The 24,911-nt window shown below is 61.6% G+C and carries 24 protein-coding genes and 1 pseudogene; 17 read left to right on the top strand and 8 right to left on the bottom strand.

Annotated elements, in window-relative coordinates:
- Window positions 1–141 precede the first annotated feature (141 nt).
- Window positions 142–459: a KTSC domain-containing protein gene (locus tag NKH43_RS03560; RefSeq protein ID WP_352856624.1), complete on the bottom strand. Its 318-nt coding sequence runs from the start codon at window positions 457–459 to the stop codon at window positions 142–144.
- A 174-nt stretch (window positions 460–633) separates the two neighbouring features.
- Between NKH43_RS03560 and NKH43_RS03555 the strand changes: the two genes are divergently transcribed.
- The 13 genes from NKH43_RS03555 to NKH43_RS03490 all read left to right on the top strand — a co-directional run bounded on the left by NKH43_RS03555 (window position 634) and on the right by NKH43_RS03490 (window position 13,745).
- Window positions 634–867, top strand: coding sequence for a hypothetical protein (locus NKH43_RS03555; protein WP_352718503.1), 234 nt, complete (start codon window positions 634–636; stop codon window positions 865–867).
- A 973-nt stretch (window positions 868–1,840) separates the two neighbouring features.
- Window positions 1,841–3,868 (top strand): conjugal transfer protein TraG, encoded by a 2,028-nt coding sequence (locus NKH43_RS03545; protein ID WP_352856622.1) that lies wholly within the window; start codon window positions 1,841–1,843, stop codon window positions 3,866–3,868.
- Window positions 3,869–3,988: 120 nt separating this feature from the next.
- Window positions 3,989–4,402 carry a CopG family transcriptional regulator gene (locus NKH43_RS03540; RefSeq protein ID WP_352541492.1) on the top strand — a complete coding sequence of 138 codons (414 nt, stop codon included), beginning with the start codon at window positions 3,989–3,991 and terminating at the stop codon, window positions 4,400–4,402.
- On the top strand, window positions 4,399–5,367 hold the full coding sequence (trbB, locus tag NKH43_RS03535) for a P-type conjugative transfer ATPase TrbB (protein WP_352856619.1): 969 nt from the start codon (window positions 4,399–4,401) through the stop codon (window positions 5,365–5,367). The genes NKH43_RS03540 and trbB overlap by 4 nt, the downstream gene beginning before the upstream one ends.
- A gap of 11 nt (window positions 5,368–5,378) precedes the next feature.
- Complete coding sequence (locus NKH43_RS03530; RefSeq protein WP_023680310.1) at window positions 5,379–5,687, top strand: TrbC/VirB2 family type IV secretion system protein; 309 nt, start codon at window positions 5,379–5,381, stop codon at window positions 5,685–5,687.
- Complete coding sequence (locus NKH43_RS03525) at window positions 5,687–5,959, top strand: VirB3 family type IV secretion system protein (RefSeq protein WP_023680309.1); 273 nt, start codon at window positions 5,687–5,689, stop codon at window positions 5,957–5,959. Before NKH43_RS03530 ends, NKH43_RS03525 begins: the two co-directional genes overlap by 1 nt.
- Window positions 5,953–8,403 carry a conjugal transfer protein TrbE gene (gene trbE, locus NKH43_RS03520; RefSeq protein WP_352856617.1) on the top strand — a complete coding sequence of 817 codons (2,451 nt, stop codon included), beginning with the start codon at window positions 5,953–5,955 and terminating at the stop codon, window positions 8,401–8,403. The genes NKH43_RS03525 and trbE overlap by 7 nt, the downstream gene beginning before the upstream one ends.
- Window positions 8,400–9,125 carry a P-type conjugative transfer protein TrbJ gene (trbJ, locus tag NKH43_RS03515; protein WP_352473678.1) on the top strand — a complete coding sequence of 242 codons (726 nt, stop codon included), beginning with the start codon at window positions 8,400–8,402 and terminating at the stop codon, window positions 9,123–9,125. The genes trbE and trbJ overlap by 4 nt, the downstream gene beginning before the upstream one ends.
- Window positions 9,126–9,160: 35 nt before the next feature.
- Window positions 9,161–10,483 carry a P-type conjugative transfer protein TrbL gene (gene trbL, locus NKH43_RS03510; RefSeq protein ID WP_352856615.1) on the top strand — a complete coding sequence of 441 codons (1,323 nt, stop codon included), beginning with the start codon at window positions 9,161–9,163 and terminating at the stop codon, window positions 10,481–10,483.
- Window positions 10,484–11,215 carry a conjugal transfer protein TrbF gene (trbF, locus tag NKH43_RS03505; protein ID WP_352856613.1) on the top strand — a complete coding sequence of 244 codons (732 nt, stop codon included), beginning with the start codon at window positions 10,484–10,486 and terminating at the stop codon, window positions 11,213–11,215.
- Window positions 11,205–12,233, top strand: a complete 1,029-nt coding sequence (gene trbG, locus NKH43_RS03500; protein WP_352856611.1) for a P-type conjugative transfer protein TrbG — start codon at window positions 11,205–11,207, stop codon at window positions 12,231–12,233. The genes trbF and trbG overlap by 11 nt, the downstream gene beginning before the upstream one ends.
- Window positions 12,234–12,243: 10 nt before the next feature.
- A complete protein-coding gene (locus tag NKH43_RS03495) occupies window positions 12,244–13,461 on the top strand; it encodes a TraB/TrbI/VirB10 family type IV secretion system protein (protein WP_352856646.1) in 1,218 nt (405 codons plus the stop codon).
- An 11-nt stretch (window positions 13,462–13,472) separates the two neighbouring features.
- A complete protein-coding gene (locus NKH43_RS03490) occupies window positions 13,473–13,745 on the top strand; it encodes a DUF2274 domain-containing protein (RefSeq protein ID WP_352856609.1) in 273 nt (90 codons plus the stop codon).
- A gap of 415 nt (window positions 13,746–14,160) precedes the next feature.
- Here NKH43_RS03490 and NKH43_RS03485 read toward each other — a convergent pair whose 3' ends face one another.
- From NKH43_RS03485 to NKH43_RS35275, 5 genes and pseudogenes are all read right to left on the bottom strand, one after another.
- Window positions 14,161–14,754, bottom strand: a complete 594-nt coding sequence (locus tag NKH43_RS03485; protein ID WP_027026479.1) for a nitroreductase family protein — start codon at window positions 14,752–14,754, stop codon at window positions 14,161–14,163.
- Between the two features lie 67 nt (window positions 14,755–14,821).
- Window positions 14,822–15,418 (bottom strand): 7-cyano-7-deazaguanine synthase, encoded by a 597-nt coding sequence (locus NKH43_RS03480; protein WP_027026480.1) that lies wholly within the window; start codon window positions 15,416–15,418, stop codon window positions 14,822–14,824.
- Complete coding sequence (locus tag NKH43_RS03475; RefSeq protein WP_352797366.1) at window positions 15,415–16,617, bottom strand: PfkB family carbohydrate kinase; 1,203 nt, start codon at window positions 16,615–16,617, stop codon at window positions 15,415–15,417. Before NKH43_RS03475 ends, NKH43_RS03480 begins: the two co-directional genes overlap by 4 nt.
- On the bottom strand, window positions 16,617–17,051 hold the full coding sequence (locus NKH43_RS03470; RefSeq protein ID WP_156937412.1) for a hypothetical protein: 435 nt from the start codon (window positions 17,049–17,051) through the stop codon (window positions 16,617–16,619). Before NKH43_RS03470 ends, NKH43_RS03475 begins: the two co-directional genes overlap by 1 nt.
- Before the next feature lie 44 nt (window positions 17,052–17,095).
- Window positions 17,096–17,416, bottom strand: a pseudogene (locus tag NKH43_RS35275) (8-oxoguanine DNA glycosylase); the annotation flags it as partial.
- Window positions 17,417–17,761: 345 nt separating this feature from the next.
- Between NKH43_RS35275 and NKH43_RS03465 the strand changes: the two are divergent.
- The 4 genes from NKH43_RS03465 to NKH43_RS03450 all read left to right on the top strand — a co-directional run bounded on the left by NKH43_RS03465 (window position 17,762) and on the right by NKH43_RS03450 (window position 21,393).
- On the top strand, window positions 17,762–18,097 hold the full coding sequence (locus tag NKH43_RS03465; protein WP_352856607.1) for a hypothetical protein: 336 nt from the start codon (window positions 17,762–17,764) through the stop codon (window positions 18,095–18,097).
- Window positions 18,098–18,307: 210 nt separating this feature from the next.
- A complete protein-coding gene (locus tag NKH43_RS03460; RefSeq protein ID WP_352797371.1) occupies window positions 18,308–19,714 on the top strand; it encodes a hypothetical protein in 1,407 nt (468 codons plus the stop codon).
- Window positions 19,715–19,791: 77 nt separating this feature from the next.
- Window positions 19,792–19,959 (top strand): hypothetical protein, encoded by a 168-nt coding sequence (locus NKH43_RS03455; RefSeq protein ID WP_155914955.1) that lies wholly within the window; start codon window positions 19,792–19,794, stop codon window positions 19,957–19,959.
- 3 nt (window positions 19,960–19,962) lie between these two features.
- Window positions 19,963–21,393: a deoxyguanosinetriphosphate triphosphohydrolase family protein gene (locus NKH43_RS03450; RefSeq protein WP_027026485.1), complete on the top strand. Its 1,431-nt coding sequence runs from the start codon at window positions 19,963–19,965 to the stop codon at window positions 21,391–21,393.
- Between the two features lie 683 nt (window positions 21,394–22,076).
- Here the strand turns inward: NKH43_RS03450 and NKH43_RS03445 are convergent.
- Entirely contained in the window at window positions 22,077–23,279 is a 1,203-nt protein-coding gene (locus tag NKH43_RS03445; protein ID WP_352797374.1) for a PAN domain-containing protein, read from the bottom strand.
- The gene (locus NKH43_RS03440; protein ID WP_352797376.1) at window positions 23,263–24,849 is read right to left on the bottom strand and encodes a hypothetical protein; all 1,587 of its coding nucleotides are present in this window, start codon (window positions 24,847–24,849) and stop codon (window positions 23,263–23,265) included. The genes NKH43_RS03445 and NKH43_RS03440 overlap by 17 nt, the downstream gene beginning before the upstream one ends.
- Between the last annotated feature and the right edge of the window lie 62 nt (window positions 24,850–24,911).

The raw sequence follows: 24,911 nt of genomic DNA, 5'->3' as shown, positions 1-24,911 counted from the left end.
TCACCACCGTGCCATGGCCGCTCGCCCTTCAGAGCAAGCGCCGTTCTCTCTCCAAAACTTTTTGCAGAACCTTCAGGACACTATCCGGCAACGCGTCCACCAACCGGAGCGACAGGACGATTGAGCCGCCGGCAGGTCAGGTCATCCCGGGTCGCTATCGCTCGCAACCAGACGGTAGCGGAAATTGTTGCGGATGTGGTCGTTGAAATAGCGGCTCTTGGCGAACGCGGCCCGGAACGCGGCAAAGGTTTCCGGCGGTACCCCCTCAAACTCGTATCGCTTGCCGCTGGCGACGAACCACACCGAGAGGGGCCTTCTATCCAGATTATATTCCATCTTGCGGATCGAAGTAGATGGCATGAGCACCACAGGCCGAGGCCCGCGCCCTTGCGGGGAGCGCGGGCCGATCGGGATACCGATCTGCAGCAATACCTGGAGGGGAGGATTCGCTGCGTGCACCGAACTTCCGCGGCGGTCCCGTGTTCCCAATCGAGATACACAAAAAGCTGGCTGCACCTTTCGGCATCACGCGGACGTTGGATTTCTGAGAAAGCGCGAGCGTCAATACTAACTTCTGGTGATGGAATTTTCCCGTGAGATAGGCACGCTCCACGGCGAAAGGAGTGCCCCGCCATGACCGTCCTCGCCTACAACCTTGCCAATGACGTCAAAGGATTATGGAGGGTCGTCTTCGTGCCGGACGAACTGCATCTATATGTGGAATTCAGCCAGCCAGACGCCGACACAAACCCGGCTGATTGGATGAGCGTTGATGATTTCCTTGCATGGCGGCCGAAAGGCGCACTCCACGAGCGAGCGCGCGACAGCTTGGTTTCGCTCATTTGCAAGGCGCTGACAGGGCGATGAGACACGGGAAACCCGCACCGAGATCGAGTGCGAGCGCCGCGAGTGGGCCTAGGGCCCCACAAGCCAGTGCGACCCCGCCGCCGGCAAACCGCGGCGGGCGAGTGCCTCGGGGACACGATGGTAGATTGCTAATGCGTTCGCGCGTGTGGCCTTAAGTCGCAAACTATTGGCTTCAGAAGCAGGGCGTAGGGCTTCATTGATGGTGCTACCAACACCATATGGTGACCCATAGCCCTCCAAAACGAGAGAAGCTCGTCCCGACGGGTCGCACTGCGGCCGTCAGCTGGTAATTGCTACGAACTAGGAAACCATCATGCCTGAAAATATCAGACCAACTTCGAGAGACGTCCCCCTCATTCAGCTAGGCCTCTATCAGTGCCGCTTCCCGGTGAGCGAAGACGCTTCTGTACCTGGCGGTTATCGTTTTTGTGCTGGGCCAACTTCGCCGGATCGCGTCTACTGCGATCACCACCACAACATTGTGACCGCCGTGGACCCTCGTCGAGCCCGTTCGGGTCTTCACCTCGCTCAACGACGCGCCGCGTAAGCCTGACTGGCGGCGGCCTCCCGGCCAGGCGCTATGCGCTCCAAGGCCTTGGCTACGACCTTGCCGTCGGCTCGGTCTGGCCCATCCTGCCCTATGCCGTCTTCGCCGATGTATCCCCCGTCGCCCGATTGAGAACGACGACTTCTCGCCGAGCCTTTCAGCTCGCTACTCGCACAAACGCGTCAGCTCCAAAGGTTTGTCTGTCAGCACATCTTCAATGTGCCCGCGCCTGAAGCCCCAACATCTTCTGCGACCAAACCGCCTACCTGGCACCGCCGATCGGTTGCTGCGGCGGATTTTCGCTGTTCGCAGCTGAACAATGCCTATCAACCTTGTCATCGCACCTAGTCGCACGTAGCGGCCGTTCGAATTCTCCTCGCTCGGCGCGATGTTTGGTCCGTCTGGCCAGAAGAGCGGAGCAAGCTATTGACACCCACGAAGTTGCTGATTGGGCAGATCGCTGTCGTATTCGCAATTGTCATTCTTGGCGTGTGGACTGCAACCCAATGGTGCGCCCACATGCTCTCCTATCAGCCGCCACTCGGCGCGCCATGGTTTGTGACAGTCGGCTGGCCGATCTACCAGCCGTGGAAACTGTTCGAATGGTGGTTCCAATTTGACGCCTATGCGCCTGAAGTCTTCGACAAGGCTGGCATACTTGCCGGAGCCAGCGGGTTCCTGGGCTGTGCCGCCGCGATAGCTGGGTCCCTCTGGCGCGCACGGCAGCGGGGGTTGGTCACCACCTATGGGTCCTCACGATGGGCCATGAAGCTGGAAATCGAGAAGGCGGGGCTGTTTCAGCCGGCCGGCGTTTTCCTTGGCGGACTGAATTATCGCTATCTGCGCCATGACGGACCAGAACACGTCATGGCCTTTGCGCCGACACGTTCGGGCAAGGGCGTCGGACTGGTTGTTCCAACCCTTCTTTCCTGGACCGGCTCGGCCGTCATTCACGACATCAAAGGCGAGAACTGGCAGCTGACCTCTGGCTGGAGGTCGAAGTTCTCGCACTGTCTCTTGTTCAATCCGACCGATCCGAGATCGGCGCGGTACAACCCGCTGCTGGAAGTGCGCAAAGGTCCAGATGAGGTCCGCGACGTCCAGAACATCGCCGACATTCTCGTTGATCCGGAAGGCGCGCTGGAGCGGCGGAACCATTGGGAGAAGACCAGTCATTCACTCCTAGTTGGCGCCATCTTGCACGTGCTCTACGCCGAAGAGGAAAAGACACTCGCCCGTGTCGCCACCTTCCTGTCGGACCCGCAACGCTCATTCGCTGCGACACTGCAGCGGATGATGACCACAAACCACCTCGGCACGGTGGACAAGCCCCAGGTCCATCCGGTCGTGGCCTCGGCGGCTCGTGAGGTGCTGAACAAGTCAGAGAACGAGCGCTCAGGCGTTCTCTCGACGGCCATGTCGTTTCTCGGGCTCTATCGTGATCCAACGGTGGCCGCGGCAACATCGGCCTGCGACTGGCGCATTGCCGACCTTGTGGATGCCGAGCGACCGATGTCGCTGTATCTGGTCGTGCCGCCGTCGGATATCTCGCGCACTAAGCCCCTGGTCCGATTGGTGCTCAATCAAATCGGCCGGCGGCTGACCGAGCGCCTGGAGGGCGATCCAAAGAAGAGCCGCAAGCATCAGCTCCTGATGATGCTGGATGAATTTCCGGCGCTCGGTCGGCTCGACTTCTTCGAGACTGCGCTCGCCTTCATGGCAGGCTACGGCATCCGCGCTTATCTGATAGCGCAATCGTTGAACCAAATCTCCAAGGCCTATGGCGAGAACAACGCCATTCTCGACAATTGCCATGTGCGGATTGCCTTTTCCTCAAATGACGAGCGCACGGCCAAACGCATTTCGGACGCGCTTGGTACCGCGACGGAACTCAGATCGATGCGCAACTATGCCGGCCATCGGTTGGCGCCCTGGTTGTCCCACGTCATGGTAAGCCGCCAAGAGACTGCTCGCCCCCTGCTGACGCCCGGTGAGGTGATGCAGTTGCCGCAGGCTGACGAACTAATCCTGGTTTCGGGATTGCCGCCGATTCGCGCCAAGAAGTTGCGTTATTACCAGGATCAGAATTTCACGGAGCGAGTGCTGCCTTCGCCGGTGCTGCGCGACGGTGCCTACGCGGATCGGCCCACGTCGCGCCCGGACGATTGGAGCGGACAGGTGCGCGGCGTGGATCGGCGTCTTGCTGGCGACGGCGACAGTGCCGGCGCGGCAATCGAAGACGGAGGTGTCCAGCAGCAGCGCCATCCGGGCCTGCGCGAAGAACGGACCCTCGTCGTCCAGGAGCCTGATCAGGGCGATCTGTTCACGCCCGCAGACGATGACTGCGAGACGCTCGCCGACAAGCGCGTCATGGATCGGATTTCCACCGCCGCACGTGCGTACGGCCTCAACGAGGGAATGGGCGACGACAAGGACATCGTGCCCGGCTTCTGAACGGCGCGCCATACGCGGGCGCATCTCAGCGTAGATAACGGCCGTAAGCGATTTCGAGGATCTCGACGATGCTCGTTCCCGTCGCCGGTGCATCAGCGCCGGTCAGAGGGAACGAGCAGCATGAAGCCCCACCGCATTCGTCACCAGTTTTTGCTTGAACCCGAGTTGAGCGAGAAGCTGGAGAACCTCAGCCGCAATCCATCGACCACCAAATCGGCCATTGTGGCGCACGCGGTAGAGACCTTTATCGAGCGGCGTGGGGAGAATGAACTCGACCAGCGCTACGGCAAGAGGCTCGACCGTCTTTCCCGCGACCTCGGACATGTCAGGCGCGATGTCGAGATGATCCTGGAGAGCCTGGCGCTCTTCATCCGCTTTTCGATCACGCTTCATGCTCACACGCCGGTGCCGGACAGGGCCACGCAAGCGATTGCCCAGGAGCGCTTCGACAAATTCGTCGAACAGGTCGGCCGCCAAATCGCTTCCGGGAAACGGTCACTTGGCACCGACGATCGCAGGGGAGGGGAAGGATGAGTTCTCATCCGGAAGCCGACCATCGCCGCCGCGTCATGCTGCGCACCGCCATGGGTCCGGCGATCACCGAAGCCCTCGCCGATCCGACCGTCATTGAGGTGATGGTCAATCCCGACGGTGCGCTGCGGCTCGACCGGTTGGGTGAAGGCCGGGTCGACACCGGCGTGCACATGCATCCTTCTGAGGCCGAACGCATCATCCGCCTGGTCGCCTCCCACGTGCGCGCCGAGGCGCATGCTGACAATCCGATTGTCAGCGCCGAATTGCCATCGGGCGAGCGCTTCGAGGGTCTGCTGCCGCCTGTCGTGCTGGGGCCATGCTTCGCCATCCGAAAGCCTGCGGCGAAACTCTACACGTTGGCCGACTATGTCGCCGACCGGGTCATGCTGCCGCTGCAGGCCGATGCGCTGAAGAAGGCGGTCCGCAAGCGGCGCAACATCCTGGTCGCCGGCGGCACGTCGTCGGGCAAGACAACACTTGCCAATGCGCTGCTGGCACAAGCCGCCGATTGCGACGAGCGGGTGATCCTGATCGAGGACACGCGCGAACTGCAATGCGCGGCGAAGGATTGCGTTGCCTTGAGGACGAGGCGGGGGTCGGTCACGCTCGCCGATCTCGTGCGCTCGACCCTGCGGCTCAGACCCGACCGCATCATCGTGGGCGAAGTCAGGGGCGCGGAAGCCCTGGACATGCTGAAAGCATGGAACACCGGGCATCCCGGCGGCATCGCGACGGTTCACGCCAATTCGGCGCGCTCCGCTCTCTACCGTATCGAGCAGCTCGCCCAGGAAGCCGTCGTCACCGTTCCCCGCCGCCTCATCGCTGATGCGGTAGATCTGATCGTCTTCATCGCTGGGCGCGGATCCTCGCGCCGCATTGACGCGATCGCTGAGGTCACCGGTCTCGACAGCAGCGGTGATTACGCCGTCACCCCGCTCACGCTTCCGCAACTCCAGCAGTTTTGAAAGGTCACCTCATGCTCAAGAAGCTTCGCTTCCTTTCGTCCACCGCGCTCGCGTTTCTTCTCACCGTCCCGGCCCACGCAGCGGGCTCCGGCATGCCTTGGGAACAGCCGCTGCAGCAGATCCTTGAGTCGGTGCAGGGACCGGTCGCCAAGATCGTCGCGGTGATCATCATCATCACCACCGGCCTGACCCTTGCTTTCGGTGACACGGCAGGCGGTTTTCGCCGGCTGATCCAGATTGTCTTCGGCCTGTCGATCGCCTTCGCGGCATCGAGCTTCTTTCTCTCCTTCTTCTCCTTCGGCGGCGGGGCACTCGTCTGATGGCCACCGGAGAGCAGCATATCGAGGGTTTCGAAGTCCCCGTTCACAGGGCATTGACTGAGCCGATCCTGCTGGGCGGCGCGCCGCGAGCGGTGGCGATCCTCAACGGCACGGTGGCCGCGGCAATAGGCCTTGGCCTGCAGCAGTGGATCGCCGGACTGGCGCTCTGGATCGCCGGCCACACCCTCGCGGTCTTTGCCGCTCGCCGCGATCCGGACTTCGCCAGCGTGCTTGTCCGTCATCTTCGCCTGAAGGGGTGGCTTGCATGCTGAACCTTTCGGAGTATCGCGGCAAAGCCGATCGGCTTGCCGACCATCTGCCCTGGGCCGCTTTGGTCGCGCCCGGCATCGTGCTCAATAAAGACAGTAGCTTCCAGCGAACCTTCCGGTTCCGTGGCCCCGACCTTGAAAGCGCGACCGAAGCCGAGTTGGTCGGCATCTGCGCACGAGCCAACAATGCGCTACGAAGGTTGGGCTCCGGATGGGGGTTGTTTTTCGAGGCCGAGCGCGTTGAAGCGCTGGGCTATCCGAGCTCGGCTTTTCCCGATGCTGCCTCATGGCTGGTCGATGAGGAACGGCGCGCGGCCTTCGAGGGCAAGGTCGCGCACTTCGAGAGTCGCTATCATCTGACCTTGGTCTTCATGCCGGCGCAAGATGGCCAGGCGCGGGCGGAAAGCGCACTGGTCGACTCGCATCACTCGGGAGGGGCTAGAGACTGGCGCCAGGAGCTGGCGTGGTTTCGCGACGAGACCGACCGCGTCCTGGATTTGCTGTCCGGCTTCATGCCGGAAGTGCGCGCCCTCGATGATGCCGAGACGCTAACCTATCTGCACGGCACAATCTCGACCTACCGCCATCCGGTCGCCATGCCGGAAACCCCAATGTATCTCGACGGTGTTCTGGTTGACGCGCCGCTTACCGGCGGCCTGGAGCCGATGCTGGGTGAGCAGCATCTGTGCACCCTCACCATCCTTGGTTTCCCGAACGTCACCCGGCCAGGGATCCTCGACGCGCTCAACCATCAGGATTTCGCCTACCGCTGGATGACGCGCTTCATCCCGCTCGACAAGACGGAAGCCACAAAGACACTGACCCGGTTGCGCCGTCAGTGGTTTGCCAAGCGCAAATCGGTCGCAGCCATCCTGCGCGAGGTCGTGACCAACGAACCCGTCCCTCTCGTCGATAGTGACGCCGACAACAAGGCGCTCGATGCGGATGCCGCCCTTCAGGCATTGGGCGGCGATCACGTCGGCTTCGGCTATCTCACCACAACGGTGACGGTATGGGACCAGGACCGACAGGCCGCCGCGGAAAAGCTCCGAGCGGTTGAGCGCATAGTCAATGGGCTCGGCTTCACCACGATCCGTGAAAGCATCAATGCGGTCGAGGCGTGGCTCGGCTCGTTGCCCGGTCATGTCTACGCTAACGTTCGCCAGCCGCTCGTTCACACGCTGAATCTTGCCCATGTCATGCCGCTGTCGTCGGCGTGGGCCGGTCCGGTGGATAACGAGCATCTCGCCAACGTGACTGGGACCGAATCCCCGCCGCTTCTCTTCGCAGAGACCAACGGGTCGACACCGTTTCGGCTTTCCACCCACGTTGGCGATGTCGGCCACATGCTGGTCGTTGGGCCGACCGGTGCCGGCAAGTCGGTTCTGCTTGCGCTAGTCGCTCTGCAGTTTCGACGCTATGCCGGGGCGCAGGTCTATGTCTTCGACAAGGGCAATTCGGCTCGTGCGGCAACACTGGCCATGGGCGGAGAACACCACGCGCTGGGCGCGGATGGTGCGCTTGCCTTCCAGCCACTGAGCAATATCGGCGACCAGGCTACTCGCAGCTGGGCGGCGGAATGGATCGCCGGCCTCGTTGCCCATGAGAATGTCACCGTTACGCCGGAGGTAAAGGAGGCGATCTGGTCGGCACTCATCAGCCTTGCCACTGCGCCGGTGCAGGAACGCACGCTGACGGGCCTGTCGGTTCTGCTTCAGTCCAATGGGCTCAAGGCCGCGTTGATGCCCTACACGCTCGACGGTCCCTTCGGCCGGCTGCTCGATGCCGATGAAGATCGGCTGGCTTTGTCGGATGTGCAGTGTTTCGAGACCGAAGAGCTGATGCACAGCCAAGGCGCTGTGCTCCCGGTGCTCACCTATCTGTTCCATCGTCTCGAGGAGCGGTTCGACGGACGGCCGACGCTGCTGATGCTCGACGAGGCGTGGGTCTATCTCGACAACCCTCTCGTTGCCGCCCGCATCCGTGAATGGCTGAAGGTGCTGCGAAAGAAGAACGTGTCGGTGATCTTTGCCACGCAGTCGCTTGCCGACATCGCTGGCTCTTCCATCGCGCCGGCGATCATCGAGAGCTGTCCACAGCGCATTTTTCTCCCCAATGACCGTGCCGTGGAACCGCAGGCGCGGGTGGCTTATGAGCGATTTGGTCTGAACGAGCGGCAGATCGAATTGGTCGCCCGTGCCACACCGAAGCGCCAGTATTATGTGCAGTCGCGCCGCGGCAACCGCCTCTTCGAGCTCGGGCTCGGCCCGATCGCTCTTGCGCTCTGCGGCGCCTCTGATCCGGCCACGCAAGCTTTGATCGACAGCGTCCTGTCAGAGCACGGGCAGGACAGCTTTGCCTCCCGGTTCCTGAGTGCGCGCGGCCTCGCTTGGGCTGCCGAGCTTCTCCAGCAATTCCCTCAACCAGACAAGGAGCAATCGTCATGATGCGGCGCCGCCTTCTCACCAGCCTGATCACCGTTTCCCTGATCGCAAAACCAATGGCCGACTACGTCCAGCCGGCCCACGCCCTGATCGTGTTCGATCCGTCGAATTATGCGCAGAACGTGCTGACAGCGGCACGTTCCCTGGAGCAGATAAACAACCAGATCCAGTCGCTTCAGAACCAGGCGACGATGCTGCAGAACATGGCGCGGCACCTTCAGCGCCTGGATTTTTCTTCCGTGGGCCAGCTCACAGGTTCGCTCCAACGGATCGACGGCCTGATGACCCAGGCCAGCGGCCTGAGCTTCGATCTCGACAAGCTTCAGAACCAGTGGCGTGTGCAATATCCGGAAAGCTACGACGCCACAATCGAGGTCAACGATGTGGCGAGCGCCGCGCGCGAGCGCTGGCAAAACGCCATGCAGGCGTTCCGCCAAACCATGAGCGCGCAGTCGCAGATCGTGGAGAACGTGCGGGCCGACGGCGACCTGCTTACCGATCTCGTCAACCGCAGTCAGGGCGCGGCAGGTGCCCTTGAGGCAAGCCAGGCCACCAATCAGCTGATCGCGCTTTCGACCAAGCAGCAGATGCAGATCCAGACGCTGCTCGCGACCCAGTTCCGGGCTGAAGCCGAAGATGCTGCCCGCAAGGCGCAGTCTGAGGAAGCCGCCCGCGAGACGACGAAGCGTTTCCTGGGCACCGGTACGGCCTATCCCGGCAACTGATCAGCAGTCTTCAAGACAACGAGGAAGACGGCGACATGAATGACCTCGGCGTCATCGATCGCTTTATGCAGACCTTCATCCGCTATATCGACAGCGGGTTCGGTCTGCTTTCGGGCGACGTCGCCTTTCTCACTACCATCCTGATCGGCATTGACATCACGCTGGCGGGCCTGGTCTGGGCGTTCGGCGGCGAACCCAATATTCTCGGTCGGCTCGTCCGAAAGGTGCTCTATGTCGGCGCCTTCGCATTCATCCTGAACAATTTCAGAAGCCTTGCCGACATTATCTACCGCTCCTTTGCCGGGCTCGGCATCAACGCTTCGTCCGGCAATTTGTCCGCCGACAGTCTCCTGCGGCCAGGCCGCATTGCCGCGGCCGGCTTCGAGGGCGCCTGGCCGCTGCTCAATCAAGCGAGCCAGCTAGTCGGCTTCCCCGAGATTTTTGGCAACGCGCTGACCATCTTCGTGCTGCTTCTCGCCTGGTTCCTGGTCCTCATCGCCTTCTTCATCCTTTCCATCCAGCTTTTCATCACCATCCTGGAGTTCAAACTCACCACATTGGCCGGCTTTGTTCTGGTGCCCTTCGCGCTCTGGAACCGCTCGGCGTTTCTGGCCGAGCGCGTGCTCGGAAATGTGATCTCGTCGGGCATTAAGGTGATGGTGCTTGCCGTCATCGTCGGCATCGGCTCCACGCTCTTCGGCGAGTTCGCTTCCGCCCTGCAAGGCAAGGAGCCGGACTTGGCCGCGGCCATGTCACAGGTACTGGGCGCGTTGGCGCTGCTTGGGCTCGGCATTTTCGGGCCGGGAATTGCCTCGGGTCTTGTCTCGGGCGCGCCGCAGCTTGGCGCGGGAGCCGCACTCGGAACCACCGCGGCGGCCGCCGGATCAACGCTCGTTGCCGGAGGTGCGGCGCTTGCCGGCGCTCGCATGGCAACCGGCGGCGGTCTCGCCGCCGTTCGAGCCGGCACGGCCATGGGATCGGCTGCTTCCACAGCTTGGCAGATGGGGCGTGCAACATCGCCCGAGTCCGGCCTCTCCGGCGTAGCTGCTGGACTGCAGGGCGTTGCCGGCGCAGCTGGCGGCGCCGCGATGCGGGGAATGCGATCTGCAACAGAACCATTCCGGCGCAGCGCCGATGCCGGCCGCGATGCCGCCTGGACCGCGACGGGCGGCACGCCGACCGCATCAATGACCGGAAACCCTGCCGCGTCAGGTGCCAATGCCGCGCCGGCCTGGGCGAGGCGCTTGCGTTCCGAACAGACCGCGCGCGCCCATCGCCACGCCGCCACGCAGGCCGTCCGCGATGGCGATCGGGGTGGAAGCGGGGCCAACCCCTCTCTCAACGATAAGGAAGACTAAATGCTCTTCAAGCGACCTGTTCAGCGTTACGGGAAGACGCCCCACCCCGTCACACCATACCAGAAGGCCGCCCAACTTTGGGACGAGCGCATCGGCACTGCGCGCGTGCAGGCAAGGAACTGGCGCCTGATGGCCTTTGGCTGCCTCGCTCTGGCCATCGGGCTCTCTGGTGGACTCTTGTGGCAGTCGATGCAGGGCCGCGTCGTGCCTTATGTTGTCGAGGTCGACCGCTTCGGTGAAACACGGGCTGTCGCGCCGGCAATCGAACCCTACGAGCCCGACGATGCCCAGATTGCCTGGCATCTCGGCCATTTCATCCAGAACGTCCGTTCCATCTCCACCGATCCGGTGCTGGTGCGGCAGAACTGGCTGGCGGCGTACGACTTCGCCACCGACCGTGCAGCCCTCTTTCTCAATGAGTACGCTAAGGCCAATGACCCGTTCGGCAAGATCGGCACGCGCAGCGTCTCGGTGCAGGTGACGAGCGTGGTTCGAGCGTCCGACAGCTCCTTTCAAGTCAAATGGACCGAGCAGGTCTTTGAGCGCGGCAGCCTCGCCAGCACAACGCGTTGGACCGGGATTCTCACCATTGTGATCCGGCCGCCGAACAATACCGATCAGCTGCGCAAAAACCCGCTCGGCGTCTTCATCAACGCAATCGACTGGTCGCGCGAGCTCGACAGTGCCGCGCAAACTTCCGTTCCCCCAAAGGAGCCCGCCAATGATAAATAGACTCTCGTCTCTCCGCACTGCGCTGATCCTGTCGGCGTCGGCTGCGGTCATTTCCGCCTGTGCCTCGAAGCCGGTGCCGCCGCCGCAGATTTCCTATGACCATGCTGACTTCAAGCCGGCCGCGATTGAGAAGGCGCCGGGGAAGCCCGTCAAAGTCGTGGAAGTGCCGAAACCGCTGCCGCTGCCCGGCCAGTTGCAGCCCGAGCCGGGCAAGGCTGCTGAAGACAAGCGCTCGCCTGAAGAACGTGTCGCCGATGCCAACAAGGCGGCGACGCAGCAACCCACCAAATATGGCTATGTGAATGCGGTGCAGGTTTACCCCTTTGCCGAAGGCGCGCTCTACCAGCTCTATGCCGCACCGGAGCGCGTCAGCGATATCGCTCTGCAGTCAGGCGAGAAACTCCAATCCGTGTCGGCCGGCGATACAGTGCGCTGGGTAATTGGCGACACCGTCAGTGGCTCCGGCGATGACCAGCGCACCCATGTGCTGGTGAAGCCCTTCGCGCCAGGACTTGCCACCAATCTGGTGATCACCACGGACCGGCGAAGCTATCACCTGCAGCTTCAAAGCACGGATAAGACCGCCATGGCAGCCATCTCCTGGACTTACAGCGAGGACCAGATCATCGCGCTACGCCGGCGCAATGCGCAGGCCGACTCCGCTATGGCAGTGGCGTCGAATGTGGTTCTCGAAAATATTCGCTTCCGCTATTCGATTACGGGCGACATGCCGCCCTGGAGGCCGACGCGCGCCTTCGATGATGGCAGCAAAGTCTATATCGAGTTTCCGCGCCGCATCGATCAGGGCGAGGCTCCGCCGCTCTTCATCGTCGGTGCTGACGGGGACAACCAGCTCGTCAACTACCGCATACGGGGCAACTATTACATCGTCGATCGCCTCTTCGCCGCAGCCGAACTGCGCCTCGGCGCCAAGCAGCAGCAGGTGGTGCGCATCACGAGGACCGACGGCAGGCAAGCGCCGAGGCGGATATTGCTCTTTTCGCGTTCCAGCAGGTGAGGGACGGCCCATGACGGTTACTTCCCGCTCCGATGCTCCACCGAAACTCGATCCAGAACAGCTGCAGCTGCGGGCCTCGCCTCGCCGCGCTGTGCGCTTCAAGCGCAGCATTATTGTCGCCATTGCTGCTGTTGGTTCCGGGACCGTTCTAGGCGTCACCATGATGGCGCTGCAGGGACCGGCGCTGCGCATCAAAGAGCAGGCTGAAGAGCTTTACAACTCTGAGCGGAAGCCAACCGCGGAGGCAATTGAAAGGCTGCCTAAGGACTATTCCGGGATCAAGCCCAAGCCTCCGGTGCTTGGACCACCGCTGCCCGGCGACCTCGGCCGCCCCATCCTTGAGCACCAACGCCAGCTGGGCATCGCGCCGGGCCAGGAGGTTTCGGCGGAGGAGCAGCGCCTTGCACAGCAGGCGATCGAGGCGCGCGAATCGCAAGTCTTCTTCCGGATCGAAAATCGACCCCGGCAAGCAGATGCCGCCGGCAACGGGCAGGGCGGGCGTCCACCCTTTGAGGCAACGGCTCCACAATCCGATGCCGCACGCGATTCAGCTTCCGTTGCACCGGCCGAGGGCGACCAAAACAATCAACAGCGCAAGCTCGATTTTGTCAGCCAGCGGAACACAAGTGGAATCTACAATCTGCATGCACTGCAGACGCCGGCTTCGCCCTATCAGCTGATGGCCGGCAGCGTCATCGCAGCGAGCCTGATCACTGGCATCAATTCCGACTTGCCCGGCCTCGTCGTCGCACAGGTCACCGAGAATGTGCACGACACAGTCACCGGCAGCACCTTGCTCATTCCGCAAGGCTCTCGCCTGATTGGCACCTATGACAGCGTTGTTGCCTTTGGACAAAGGCGCGCGCTGCTGGTCTGGCAACGGATACTGCTGCCCGACGGCTCTTCGATCGAAATCGACAATCTGCCGGCGACGGACACCGCCGGCTATGCCGGGCTTGAGGACAAGGTGGATTTCCACACCTGGCAGCTGATCAAAGGCGTTGCGCTGGCCACGTTGCTAGGGGTCGGCACGGAGCTGAGCCTCGGGGAAGAGGAAAGCGACCTGGTCAAAGCAATCCGCGAATCCGCTCAGCAGAACGTCAGTCGAGCTGGCCAGCGCATCACCGAGAAGAACCTCAATATTCAGCCCACGATCACCGTCCGCCCTGGTTGGCCACTGCGCGTCATCGTGCACAAGGATCTTGTGCTACGGCCGTACCCGAATTGACTGGAGTCATCATGACCAATCTGAAACTCGGCAAACTTCCGGATCGGACACCTTCGAAGATCACCATAAGCGTAAGTGCAGACCTGAACCAAGCACTGAAGGACTATGCGGCGCTTTATCGTCAGACCTATGGCGAGTCCGAATCGGTAGCGGAACTGATCCCGTTCATGCTGGCGGAGTTCCTGGAAAGCGATCGAGCGTTTGCCAAGGCCAGAAAGGAAGGGCTCCCTGTCGTCGACATCTCAGAGAAATCGCGGCGGCAGGCAATTTCAGGGTCCGAATAAGTGACAGCGATCAGTGAATCCGAGGGGGCACCTTTCAAGGCGGGCAAATGCATTGAAGCAATTTGCCGGCGGCAAGCCGAAACATAGGGCACAATAGACGAGCTGATCTGCCCCGAACCAATGCCGGCTCTGCGCCTGATTGCAGCCGCTCCGGTGTCGGCGACCGGTTCCCAAAAGCGGACATCCGCCAGCCCTTGGCACCACGTTCGGACGGTAACGGACTTGGACGATACCTACTCTGAATTGGGCAAGATTGACCACGTCGCCCTTACTTGGCCCGCCAGCTTCTGGCCCTGGCGAGACCGGAGTAGGCACTGCCTGGAACTTGAGAGGGAGCTGGAAGCCAACGGGATTCTCAAGGTGAAACAGCGAACGAGCGCGATTCGCCGCCTGCTAAGACTGCGGCATTTACTGGCTAGCGAGACCTGGACGAAATTTGAATACCTCCCACGGCGAGGAAGCGTTCGCGGGGAAATCCGATCGACCGCATGTATTCTCCACCCGCAATACCCAGCATGGTTGCAGAAAGGCCGAGCCATTCGGCCACGAGACCTATTGTGGCCGCCAGGGCTCCGGAATCGCGCCATACCAAGCTCTCCGGATTGTTGTACGCCGCTGAGACCTTGTCCATGTCGGCCACGAACCGAAGCGTGCAGCCTGCGGCCCCCGGAAGCAGCTGGACCACCTCCGCCCGATTTAATGCCGCCGAGCCAGCGCGGTGGTTGAGCTCAGCGAACCCATGCCTGGGCAGGTACAGCCTCGGCTGCCCATCGTTTGCGCACATCTGGCAGACTATATGGATGCAGTGAAGCCCGCCCGCCGCTGGCGCTGGCCGCCGCTCAATCTCGATCCCGGCGCGTCCGACGCCGCCGTTCGTGACCGTTCTGGCCGAATGCCAGAGCACCGCCTCGATGTCCGACCAAGCAATATCACCCCCGACGCTTGATCGGCGGGCCTGCAGCATTTCCTGGAAGGCGTGCTCATGCGTTGGCTGCGGCGGGTCCAGCACCGATAGGGTGCAGTCGGGCGGGAGCCACGCAACCCATTTCCCTGCTGGCGTTCGAGGGTGGGGTTCGTCAGTGAGGAGTCCAGCCAAGGGCCTGCCATGTGTTGAAGTGCTTGGTGCAGCCGCGGCACCTGCCGCAAGCGTAGTTGCCGGTATGACAGGAATGCGCCCAGGCAAGCGTGCCCTGATCGATTCCCGATCGACGCACCAGCTCAACCGCATCGAGTTCGATGGCGGGCGCCTCGACGACTATCCCGCCCTCCTGCATGGCCATGAGCCGCGATGCCCGCTCCACGAACTCCGGCCGACCGTCGGCGTGGGCGCCATCGGTGGCCAGAGCGCCTATCAGCAGCCGCGACACGCCACGGCGCACCGCCGCCATTCCGGCCAGCGTGACGAGCAGTTGGTTCCGGAAGGGCCACCATTCCGACACTGGCGCCGCGGCGTCGGGCGCGGTACCGGCCATGTCGCCAGAACCCAGGGATGAGCAGTCGACCCGGATCACCTCGTGCGAGATGCCGAGTAGTTGGGCCACGTGGCCGGCGGCGTCGATCTCGGCTTCGGCCGGCTTCTGGCCGTAGTCGATGGTCAATGCGACGTCGGGCCGAAGCCACCATGCGATGCTCACAGAGTCCATCCCGCCCGACAGGAGCAAGGCGGTAGTCATCGCGGCAGTCTCCAGACAGCCTGGTAGATGGCGGTCGCGAAGTCGTTGGTCACCGTCGCTCCGGAGCCTACGAACATCTTGAGATCCTCCTCCCGCGAATTCTCGGCCAGCGCGACGACCGGTATGCCCTTGCGGATGGCGTAGCCCGCCTCAAAGACGGTCCCGGGGTCCATCCCGTTGACGATCGCCAGGAGCACGTCGCAGTCCTCGATGCCGGCGAGATCCGCCGGAGCGACGACCTCGGCCGCGCCGGGTCCGACCTCGTGGATGGGCGAGAATACCTGGGCACCTGCTTGCAGCAGGGCACGCCTGCTCTCCTCCACCAGCCAGCGCTGCCCGAGGTCGAAGAACGGCGCCGCCAAGTATATGCGGCCCGTACCCGGGCGCACCTGCTCGAACGGCATCGTGGCAAGCGTGGCGGAGTCCGGGGTGGGAAGGGCGCGGTGGCCGCAGTACCACGCGGTCGCCCTGGACGCGATGTCCGCCGCGTCATCGGGCGCCATGTCCTCCAGGGCCCACATTGCAGCGAACGTTGCGGAGAAGACGTCGCCGGATCCCAATTTCCAAACGCGCTCCGATCGATAGAGGGGGATTTCCCACGCCCCGTCCGGCGTGATTACCCGTGCGCCCAAGGCACCCATCTTCAGCACGACCACCTCGGCGCCGTCGTTCCGGAACAGCCAGTCGGCGCCGGCGCGAGGATCTTCCTCGCCCGTGATCGAGCGCATCTCGAGCCTGTTGAGCACCACTGCAAGCCTCTTGGCCGACGAGCCGTTGGCGGTGAACGCGGCAGCGCCGAAAGCGGATTGTGGATCGTAAACCGCGATGTTGGCGGCGACGACGGCATCGCCCTCGAGCATGCCGTAGCGGAGCACGACGTCGTCTTTGACGGCGAGCGGCGGTCGCTGGCCCATCAAGCCGATCGGCGGCGATATGACAGGGTCGCCAAGCGTATGTGCGTAGTCAAACAACACCAGGAAAGGCAGGTCCGTGGGTACCAACTCGAAGTCGGCGAGCTCGGCGAGGAGTTCGACTTCGCTCCGCGCCCGATCGCCCATGTAAGCGTGCAACCGCTTCCGCGAAGCCTTGACGGTGCCGAGTGCCTGGGCGGCGCGACCGGCGGATCCGAGGACGGCATCCCAGGTCGGTTGCAGGCAGCGCTCGCGGTAGATGCCGCCTACCACCGAAAGGCTGCGCATCAGACGGGAACCACCTCGACGGTGTAGACGCCGCCCGCGATGGCCAGCACCGTCGCCGTGTAGGCCACGCCACGTTGGACGATGCAGTTGATGACTTGCGTATAGCCCAGGAAAGTCAGGGAGCCGCCGATTCGTCCCATCGCGTCACGGACGACAAGGGTGCTGGTAGTGCCGGTGGGGACGACGTCGACGGTGAGAACGGTACCGATGGACACGGGCCCCAGCACGGAAGGCTTGGGGCTGTTGATGGGGGCGTTGTAGGTCTGGCCGCAGGTGTCCGGCCCCCCTCCGATTCCCGGACTCAGATCGTCCCTGCTCGAGCCGCCACCTCCGGACATGCTGTCTTCCCCCTGCTGCGTCCTCCAGTTGAACTCGGATTCGACGCTGGCCGCAAGCCCGCGAATGACGGGCCGATCGATCGCATGGTTCGCCACATCAGTGCATCGAGCAAGGAAGCGCGTAGGCCAGCAGCGCGGCAGAACCCGATGAAACGGGATTCGAGGCCCGCGTAGTCCCTCGCAGGCGTCGCACCGCCGCCGAATATTCCCATATGGACGCACGCCCGCACGATGTGGATATCGAGTATCGCGACCTCGTCGCTCGCCCGGCGGTTCCGGACAACCCAAGATGCCGTTTTAGGGCCGATCCCCGGCAGCCGCGTCAGTGCGTCCCTGAGCGAGATGTCGTCCAGCGCGGCCTCGTCGATATCGGCGATCCTCGCGAGGCACTCTCCCAGTTGTCCCGACCTTTGCCTGGCGAAGCGATACCGGACCAACCTGTCGCCAACTTTCAGAGGCATCGTGAGCATGGCCTCAATCGCACCGACGTCAACGACGGCAGTGCTACGCATCGCTTGCCGCACCCTCCCATATGCCGCGAGACCGACTTCAGCGGGCGCACCGTACCCACCGAGCAGGCAGGCGGCAACTTCCTCCGCTAGGGTGTCGCCAAGGCCGAACGCCTCACCGCCCGCCAATTCCTGCATCCAGGCCTGTGCGGCCCAGAACGCAGGGGTCAACGCTTCTTCAAACCGGCCCCAAGCCACTCCCGGGACCACGGACTCCGCAGGATCGGGCAGGAAGCGTCTCACGGGTGTGCCGTTGTGGAGGGAGATGACGTGTTGCATAAATTGTCCCGAAGAATTATGCATTATATTCATTTCGTGAAACACAGGTCAATGCAATCGACGGATATCATCGATACCGTGAACGCCGTCCTAAGGAGCACTCGCACTCGACAGCGCGAGTTGGCAGAGTTCTGCCGCGTCACCCAAGGGCATGTGAGCAAGGTTCTTTCGCGCAAGGTGCCGCCTTCCGCCGGGCTCGAGGCCGACCTCGCTGACTGGCTCGTGAAGGCGGACAGCACGGCAACTGCGTCCGGTTCGGAGTTGGAGGAGGCCATGAGCCGCCTGCGCAACGCGCCGGAGGAGCATCGAATGCATATTCTGCATATTCTTAACAACCTTTCGGCTCTCGTATGATAGAGAGGGCGCGAAAGGGATTCGGCGGCGAGAATCGTCAGGCACGCGATCCGTGGCCCGGTGCCGCAAGTGCCAGGCTGTCGCAGTACCGTCTTTTGCTTGTGCAAAAAGCTGCGGTCGATTTGTCGCTTGCAAAGGGAGTGTTTACCGTCCCAAGTGTAAAACCAATGAGCAGCGAGACCTGATGACCATGTTGGATCCCAAGCGCCGATGATCCATTCCGGAAACCTGTCTCACCTCGCCCCGCCTGACTTCCGCAAGGACGCCACGCTGGACCGACTGGCCGAGAGGTTCAACGTCGCCCAGTTCGTGAGCTTCTCGCCGTCGCCCTCGGGACCCCGGCAGGAATACTGCCGGCTGGCCGGATTGCCGGCCAACCACCAATTCGCCACCGCCTCGGAAGCCGTGCAGGCGCTGTTCGAACGGAGCGGGGAAGGAACGGTCAACATTCGCACCTTCAGCGAAGCGTCTTCGCAGAGCCGCGAGTTCCTCTATGCGCTGCAGGACTCTGAGGCCGTTCTGACCGCCCTGGCCCGTTTCGCGGCGGACGGAAGCTTCGCCATAGTTAATGAGACCATCGACGTGTCCGATGGCGGCGTCTCCGGCGTGATCCTCGATGATGTCGTGGAGTTCCGTCCCGACGCGACGCCCCGTGGCGTCGAGAGGGAAGGTTTTGCCTCCCTCCCTGCCCCGTGGGCCAACGCCGCCTTCCAAACCGTCTTTGGATTCGGGCCCGAGCTCGCCCATGGCGAGGCGGCCCGCCTCGAGTTCAGCCTCCACCCCGCACCGCGGGGTTACCGGCAGTCGCACGTTCTCTATTGGGAGTTTGGTGCCCACGAAACCCTGCCCGGCAATCGGGTGGACGTTCGGTGGCCCAACGATTTCTCCCGGATGATGGGCGACAAAGCGTTCGGCCTGCTCGTCGCGCACCTGGCTGGTTTTCCGGTTCCACGGAGCACGGTAATTGGCCGGCGCTTGGCCCCATTTGCTTTCGGCACGCCGACCGGGTCCAAGGAGATTTGGACCAGGACGTGTCCGGTGGAACAGGTACCGGGCAAGTTCACCACCTCGCGAGGATGGTTGGACCCCTTCTCCCTACTGTCGAGGGAGGATCCCGACGGCAGCGCGATCGTATCCGTGCTGGCCCAGGAGGCCGTGCCGGCCGTCTGGTCGGGCGCAGCGGTGCAGGGTGCGGACCGCATCCTCTATGTTGAAGGCGCCCGCGGCACCGGCGAGGACTTCATGCAGGGCACTACGCCGCCGATGGCCCTTCCGGATATAGTGGTGGCGACCGTCAAGGCCACGCACGCCCGCCTCGTCGCCGCGCTGGGCGACGTACGCTTCGAGTGGGCGTTCGACGGCGAGCAGGTCTGGGTCATGCAACTTCACCGTGGCGCTAGCCGTTCGGCCGGCTCGATCATCGTTCCGGGCGAGGCGGACGGATGGGCAGTATTCGACGTGTCGGAGGGTCTCGAATCGTTGCGGCTGCGGGTACAGTCGCTTCCGATCGGGCACGGGCTCCTGCTGCGGGGCGAAGTCGGTCTGACGAGCCACATAGCCGACGTCGCACGAAAGGCCGGGGTACCTACGCGCATGATTCGGGCGGACGATGCATAGCCAAGGCCGTCGAAATAGAACATAATGAGAACATCCAGGGTCCAACGTTGGGTCGACAAACAAGCAGGAGAGATAGAATGGCAAACTTCCAGGCTGTCGTGCACGCAAGGCAGGAGGCGAAGCGGGAACTGAGCACTCTGCGGGAGACGGTACGGATCCTGGCCGAGCAGCGTGCGCAGGAGAAGAAGGCGCAGGATGATGCCAAAGATGGACAGCAGCACGGCCACGTTAATCAGCCGGCCTAGACCATGTACACCGATGCGGACCGCAGCCGAGAAGTAGTCCCCGAGAAGGACGGCCACGACAAAAAGTGGCGCGACGAGTTCGGCCGAGATTACGGGCGGATAATCCATTCCGCAAGCTTCCGCCGGCAACAGGGCAAGACCCAGGTCTTCCCAAGCAGGGAGTCGGACTTCTTCCGCAACCGGCTCACCCACTCTCTGGAAGTGGCGCAGATCGCTCAGGGAATCGCCGAGCGCATCAACTACGACTACGACAAGGATCTCGGCGGCAAGATCGATCCAAGGCTTTGCGCGACCGCCGGGCTCGTGCACGACATCGGTCACCCGCCGTTCGGCCACAACGGCGAGAGCGCGCTCGATAAGGCAATGCAACGCTACGGCGGCTTCGAGGGGAACGCGCAGACCCTCAGAATCCTGACGCGCCTTGAGAAGAAGTTGCGGTACGCCGAACCTTTGGCGGGGGACGATAGGGCAGGGCTCAATCTCTGCCATCGGACCATCGCGGCCACTCTGAAGTACGACAACGAGATACCCGCCATCCGGAAGGCGGCGGACGGTTTTGTCAAAGGCTACTACGGCTCGGAGAAAATTATCGTCGACCGGGTCAAGGCATCGGCGCTCAACGGCTACGTCCTCGGTCCTGAGGAGAAATTCTGCACGATCGAATGCAGCATCATGGATCTGGCGGACGACATCGCCTACTCGGTCTACGACCTCGAGGACTGCTTCAAAGTCGGGTTCCTGTCCCCTGCGGAGATGCTGGCCTCGGACGACGCTTTGCTCAGCGCGGTAGCGAAAAGGGCCTCGAAGCCGATGAAGCGGACGGTGACCATCAATGAGATACAGGCTGTCTTCATGGAGATATTCTCCGAGATAATAGAGCAGCCGGCGGAGGATGCGGATTCGCCGCTCGACGGCATCGTGATAGAAGACGACATCGCCCAACAAGCGAAGCGCGACGAGAGCCTGCTGACATTCGCCGAGGCGTACCGCACCTCCAAGGTCATGAGCGAGGACGGCTACAAGAGGACAGAATTCTCATCGGAGCTCGTACACCAGTTCATCTCGGGGGCCGAACTCAAAGCCCACAAAGAGTGCCCATCGCTCAGCCAGGTATACCTTCCGGAGAAGCTCATGCTCCGCAAGGAGGTGTTGAAGCAGTACACATTTGTGGCTGCGATCTATGCGCCGCGCGTGAAGCTTGGTGAATACCGGGGCTACGACCTCGTCACCGACATCTTCAAGGCCCTGATGGGAGACCGGGGTGACTTGTTGATGCCCGCCGATGTCCGGGGCCGCATTCGGAAAGCGCCTAATGTAAGCGTCAAAGCACGTGAGGTCTGCGACTTCGTCGCCGGCATGACGGACAGGTACGCGATGGAGTTCTGGGCGCGCCTTAACTCCGATGCCGCTGAAAGCATGTTCAAACCGATATAACCTGTGCTCCATTAGTCTGCGTGGAGCCTGGTTCCCGCGTCAGCGCCGCGCCGAAGCGGTAGGTGTCGGGCCCGTAGTGCTTTGGGGCCTTACCGCTTGGCTCGATCTCGATGGTTCCGACCGACCAGCCTGCGGGGTGTGTGAACGGGCGGCCGGTCGTCCAGCCCAAACGGGTAGCCATTGCTATGGATTGGAAGGCAGCCCCGCTGCCGGCGGGTTTTTCGCTTTACGAGGTACCAGCCTTTTGATTCCGGGAGCTCAGCGGTCCTGAGAACCCAGCTCTCCCGCTGACCTTAGCTGCGTTGCCTCAGGCAGACATTCTCAACATCAGCAAAGCCCGAGAGCGGTGTTTGTGAATTTGATGTACCAAAGTCCGCTACGGAGTCGGAACCCGCAGATAAAAGAGGTCCGCGCGTCCGACAGCTATTCGATCCTCGACACCCAGAAGCAGTCGGTCGGGTACCGGCCCCATTTTTGACATTAAGTCAGACGGTCCCGCAATGCGCCGACGACAATTCTTTCTCTGAGATGCCTCAGTTGGCTCCACTTTGCATTCTGCTGGAGCTTCGTCGAAGAACATTCCTGCCGCTAACCCAAAGGTTATCGTGGAATTTTGCTAGCCACTCTCTTTGACAAGCAGCTTGGTTTCAATCGCTCCTTGAGGATAGGTTCTTCCTTCAACTTTAGTTAGCGACGCTCTTGATGCCAGATGCGACCGCTGCGTTATCAGCGGATTGGGTTATGCTGTTGAAAAGGACACACGCACTTTCTTTTTTGCGGAAATTGAACCCTAAGCAGGATTTGTCGTTTGCACATTGCAGTATGCAGTCTGGATATCGGAGCGGAGAGGTCCAATAGGCGTTGCCAGAAATTTCCGTTTTTGTGGCGAACACCAAATTCGAGTAGCGCAAATTGCTCTCGACCACTTTTTTTGCGGCCATGATCGACTCTTCGCTTTTGACCAGTAGCGATGCGTCCCCTTTCATGAAACAAGCTCGAAATTTTGTGTTATAAGTAACTGCTAGACACCTGAAGTCGGTGTCGCAGGCGGTTTGACACTGCTCAGAACTCACGTTCCTAATTGGCATATCCGGCAGGTCGTTTCCGATCGCGTCCCACCCGGACACGACAACAAATCCACTATCTGGATCGACCTCTGTCGCAGGAGTTTCTGCGGGGACAGTTGCGGCCTGCTCTCGTGACGAGTCAGGAATGATGTCTGAAGACGCAAATGTGCGACCATCCAGCCACGCGCATCTTGTTGCAAGATCGACGGCGGATGAATCATTAAGGCCGACCAACTGAAGCGTCTGAGCACCAGCGCCAGGCCCGGCTGGTGGCGCTGTCGGGGCAGAACGAGCTGCCAATGATACATTTACGTCTACGCCGTTCACACTCCGCCGAGAGTAACACCACGCTCGGTCCCAGGTTTGGTCGTTCTCATCCTTGAAGTGGTGACCTGTGATTAACTCCCAAGTGGTGCCTTGGAACTCGACGTTCTTGGTGGCGAACTTGTTGAAGTCGACGGTCACCACGTCAGGCTTGGTAGGGACGTCAGCCTGAGGCGCCTGCTCCTGAGTTGGCTTTGGAGTTGGAACAGGAATAGGCGGCTCATCTTTTGGGGAGGTGAGATCGCTTGGCTGCTCTATGGTCGGCAAAGCCGCCGGCTCCGGCAAGGTTTTGTCCCATAGACCAAGATTCATGCCTAGCCCAATCCCGACCGCCGCCACTGCAATGGCTCCGCCAGTCGCCATTCGGCGAAAGGCGGTCGCCCGGGCTGTCTTCTCTTGGGCCGCGGCTTGAGCCTGCAAGGTTGGAATCGCTGACCTTTTGACGGCGAGATCGACGGCTTGCTCGAGCAGGGTGGTGTTATGCCGGACGAGCACTTTTGCGACCCTTCATTGATACCGTCACGAGGTCTGAGACCTCAGGCGGCAAATCCTGGTCGAGGGCCTTGCGAAGGACTTCGGGATCATCGGTGAAGAGCGGAACATAGAGGATCTCTTTGACCACCTTTTCCACAGGCACCTCAACCCGCTTCTCAACCTCTTTCTCGACCATAACTTCGACTGGTACCTTAATCGTTCGAATTCGGCGCCACCGCCAACTCAGAAGCATTCTGCGGAGCAGCCTGGAAGTCTTGCTGTCTGAATTGTCCTCTTCTCGGGCGGCAATGCGCTGGAGCGCTAGAGCGACCATTGCCGTAATTGGTCCCGCGAGCGCGGCAATGAGCGCGAGCGAGCCGAACCAAATCACAGAGATTATTCCGGCCTGTGCCTCAGTCACCAGTTCAGGTTTGCTGCCGTACCACCGTGAGGCAATACGGCGGACCTGATCTGTCCGCGCCATTGGGATCCGCTCCTTGGCCAAGGCGCTGAGGGCTTTGGCAATCTGGTCCTGTCTGACCTGGTTTTGCGCCGAGGTGTTTGCCTTGTTGGCTTCTGCCGCCTGGGCATCTGCGAGCCGTTTGCCCGCTTCATCCAATCGACGCTGCCAAGCCGCGGCATCACTATCGCGCGTTTGCTCCAGAGACGAACGCCTATCGACAAGCTTCTGCCTCTGGTCAGTAGTCATAGGAGGGCTATTTGCCCGCAAACGATCGAAATTTTCGCGCAGCGCAGCAATCTCTTGATCGAGCGGGTCAATCTGAGTGTCGAACTTGGTGATAATTTTCGTGCGGGGGTTGGCAAGTTTAGCCACTTCCGATTCTAGCCTGCGTGCCGAGTCGCTGTCCCCTGAATCGCGCGCCATCTTGATACGTTCAACAAAGCTGTCGCGTTGGCGCTCAAACTGATCGACAGCCTCTTTAACTTCGCGATCACGCTGTTGAATCAGCGCCGATCGAACCGCGTTTTTCTCCTCCACTTGATCGCGAACACGCGAGGCTTCTGGGGTAAGGGCTGTCGTTCCCTCCAATTCCGCATTGGCCTCGGCAATTTGCGACTGAAAGGTCGCACGCGATTTTTCCGCAAGAGAAGTCAGCTGCTCAATTTCGGAACGGGCTTGATCGACCTGATCGGCTCTTCGACCAAGTTCGTCAGCAGAGGCGAGCTTTGTCGCTTCCTGCTCAAGGGCATCAATCTTGTTTACGAGCTCCTCATAACGCAGCTGACGCAATGCGCCTGCCCTCTCCATCCCCATAAAGACAGTTTCGAAAGTGATGCCTGCAAGAACCAGGAGGAAGACCAAGATTATGGGCTTCCAGAGCCAAGACGCGCTGAAAAGCAGTGTAGCTATCGGTATCTTGGTGAGCTCCGCGATTGCCACCATGAGAAAGGGTGCACTGGCGAGCGTCAAATCCATTGCAGTGACAGACTCGCTTGCAGAAAACGCTTGTACGCCTAATGCTACACCTGTCGTAAGACCAATCGCTGCGGCCGCAATCTCTAGGGCCCAGGCACCACGGTAGGTCCACTGGCCATAGCTTGCCAGCTTTTGACTCATCACAGTCTGCATTTTACTCGCCCCCCCCGACAGGGCGACATCACGCCTTGATCGCCTGGCAGCATACACTTAAC

Source organism: Mesorhizobium sp. M1163, from assembly GCF_040318415.1.
Classification (GTDB): Bacteria; Pseudomonadota; Alphaproteobacteria; order Rhizobiales; family Rhizobiaceae; genus Mesorhizobium.
This window is presented reverse-complemented; position numbering and strand designations above follow the sequence as displayed.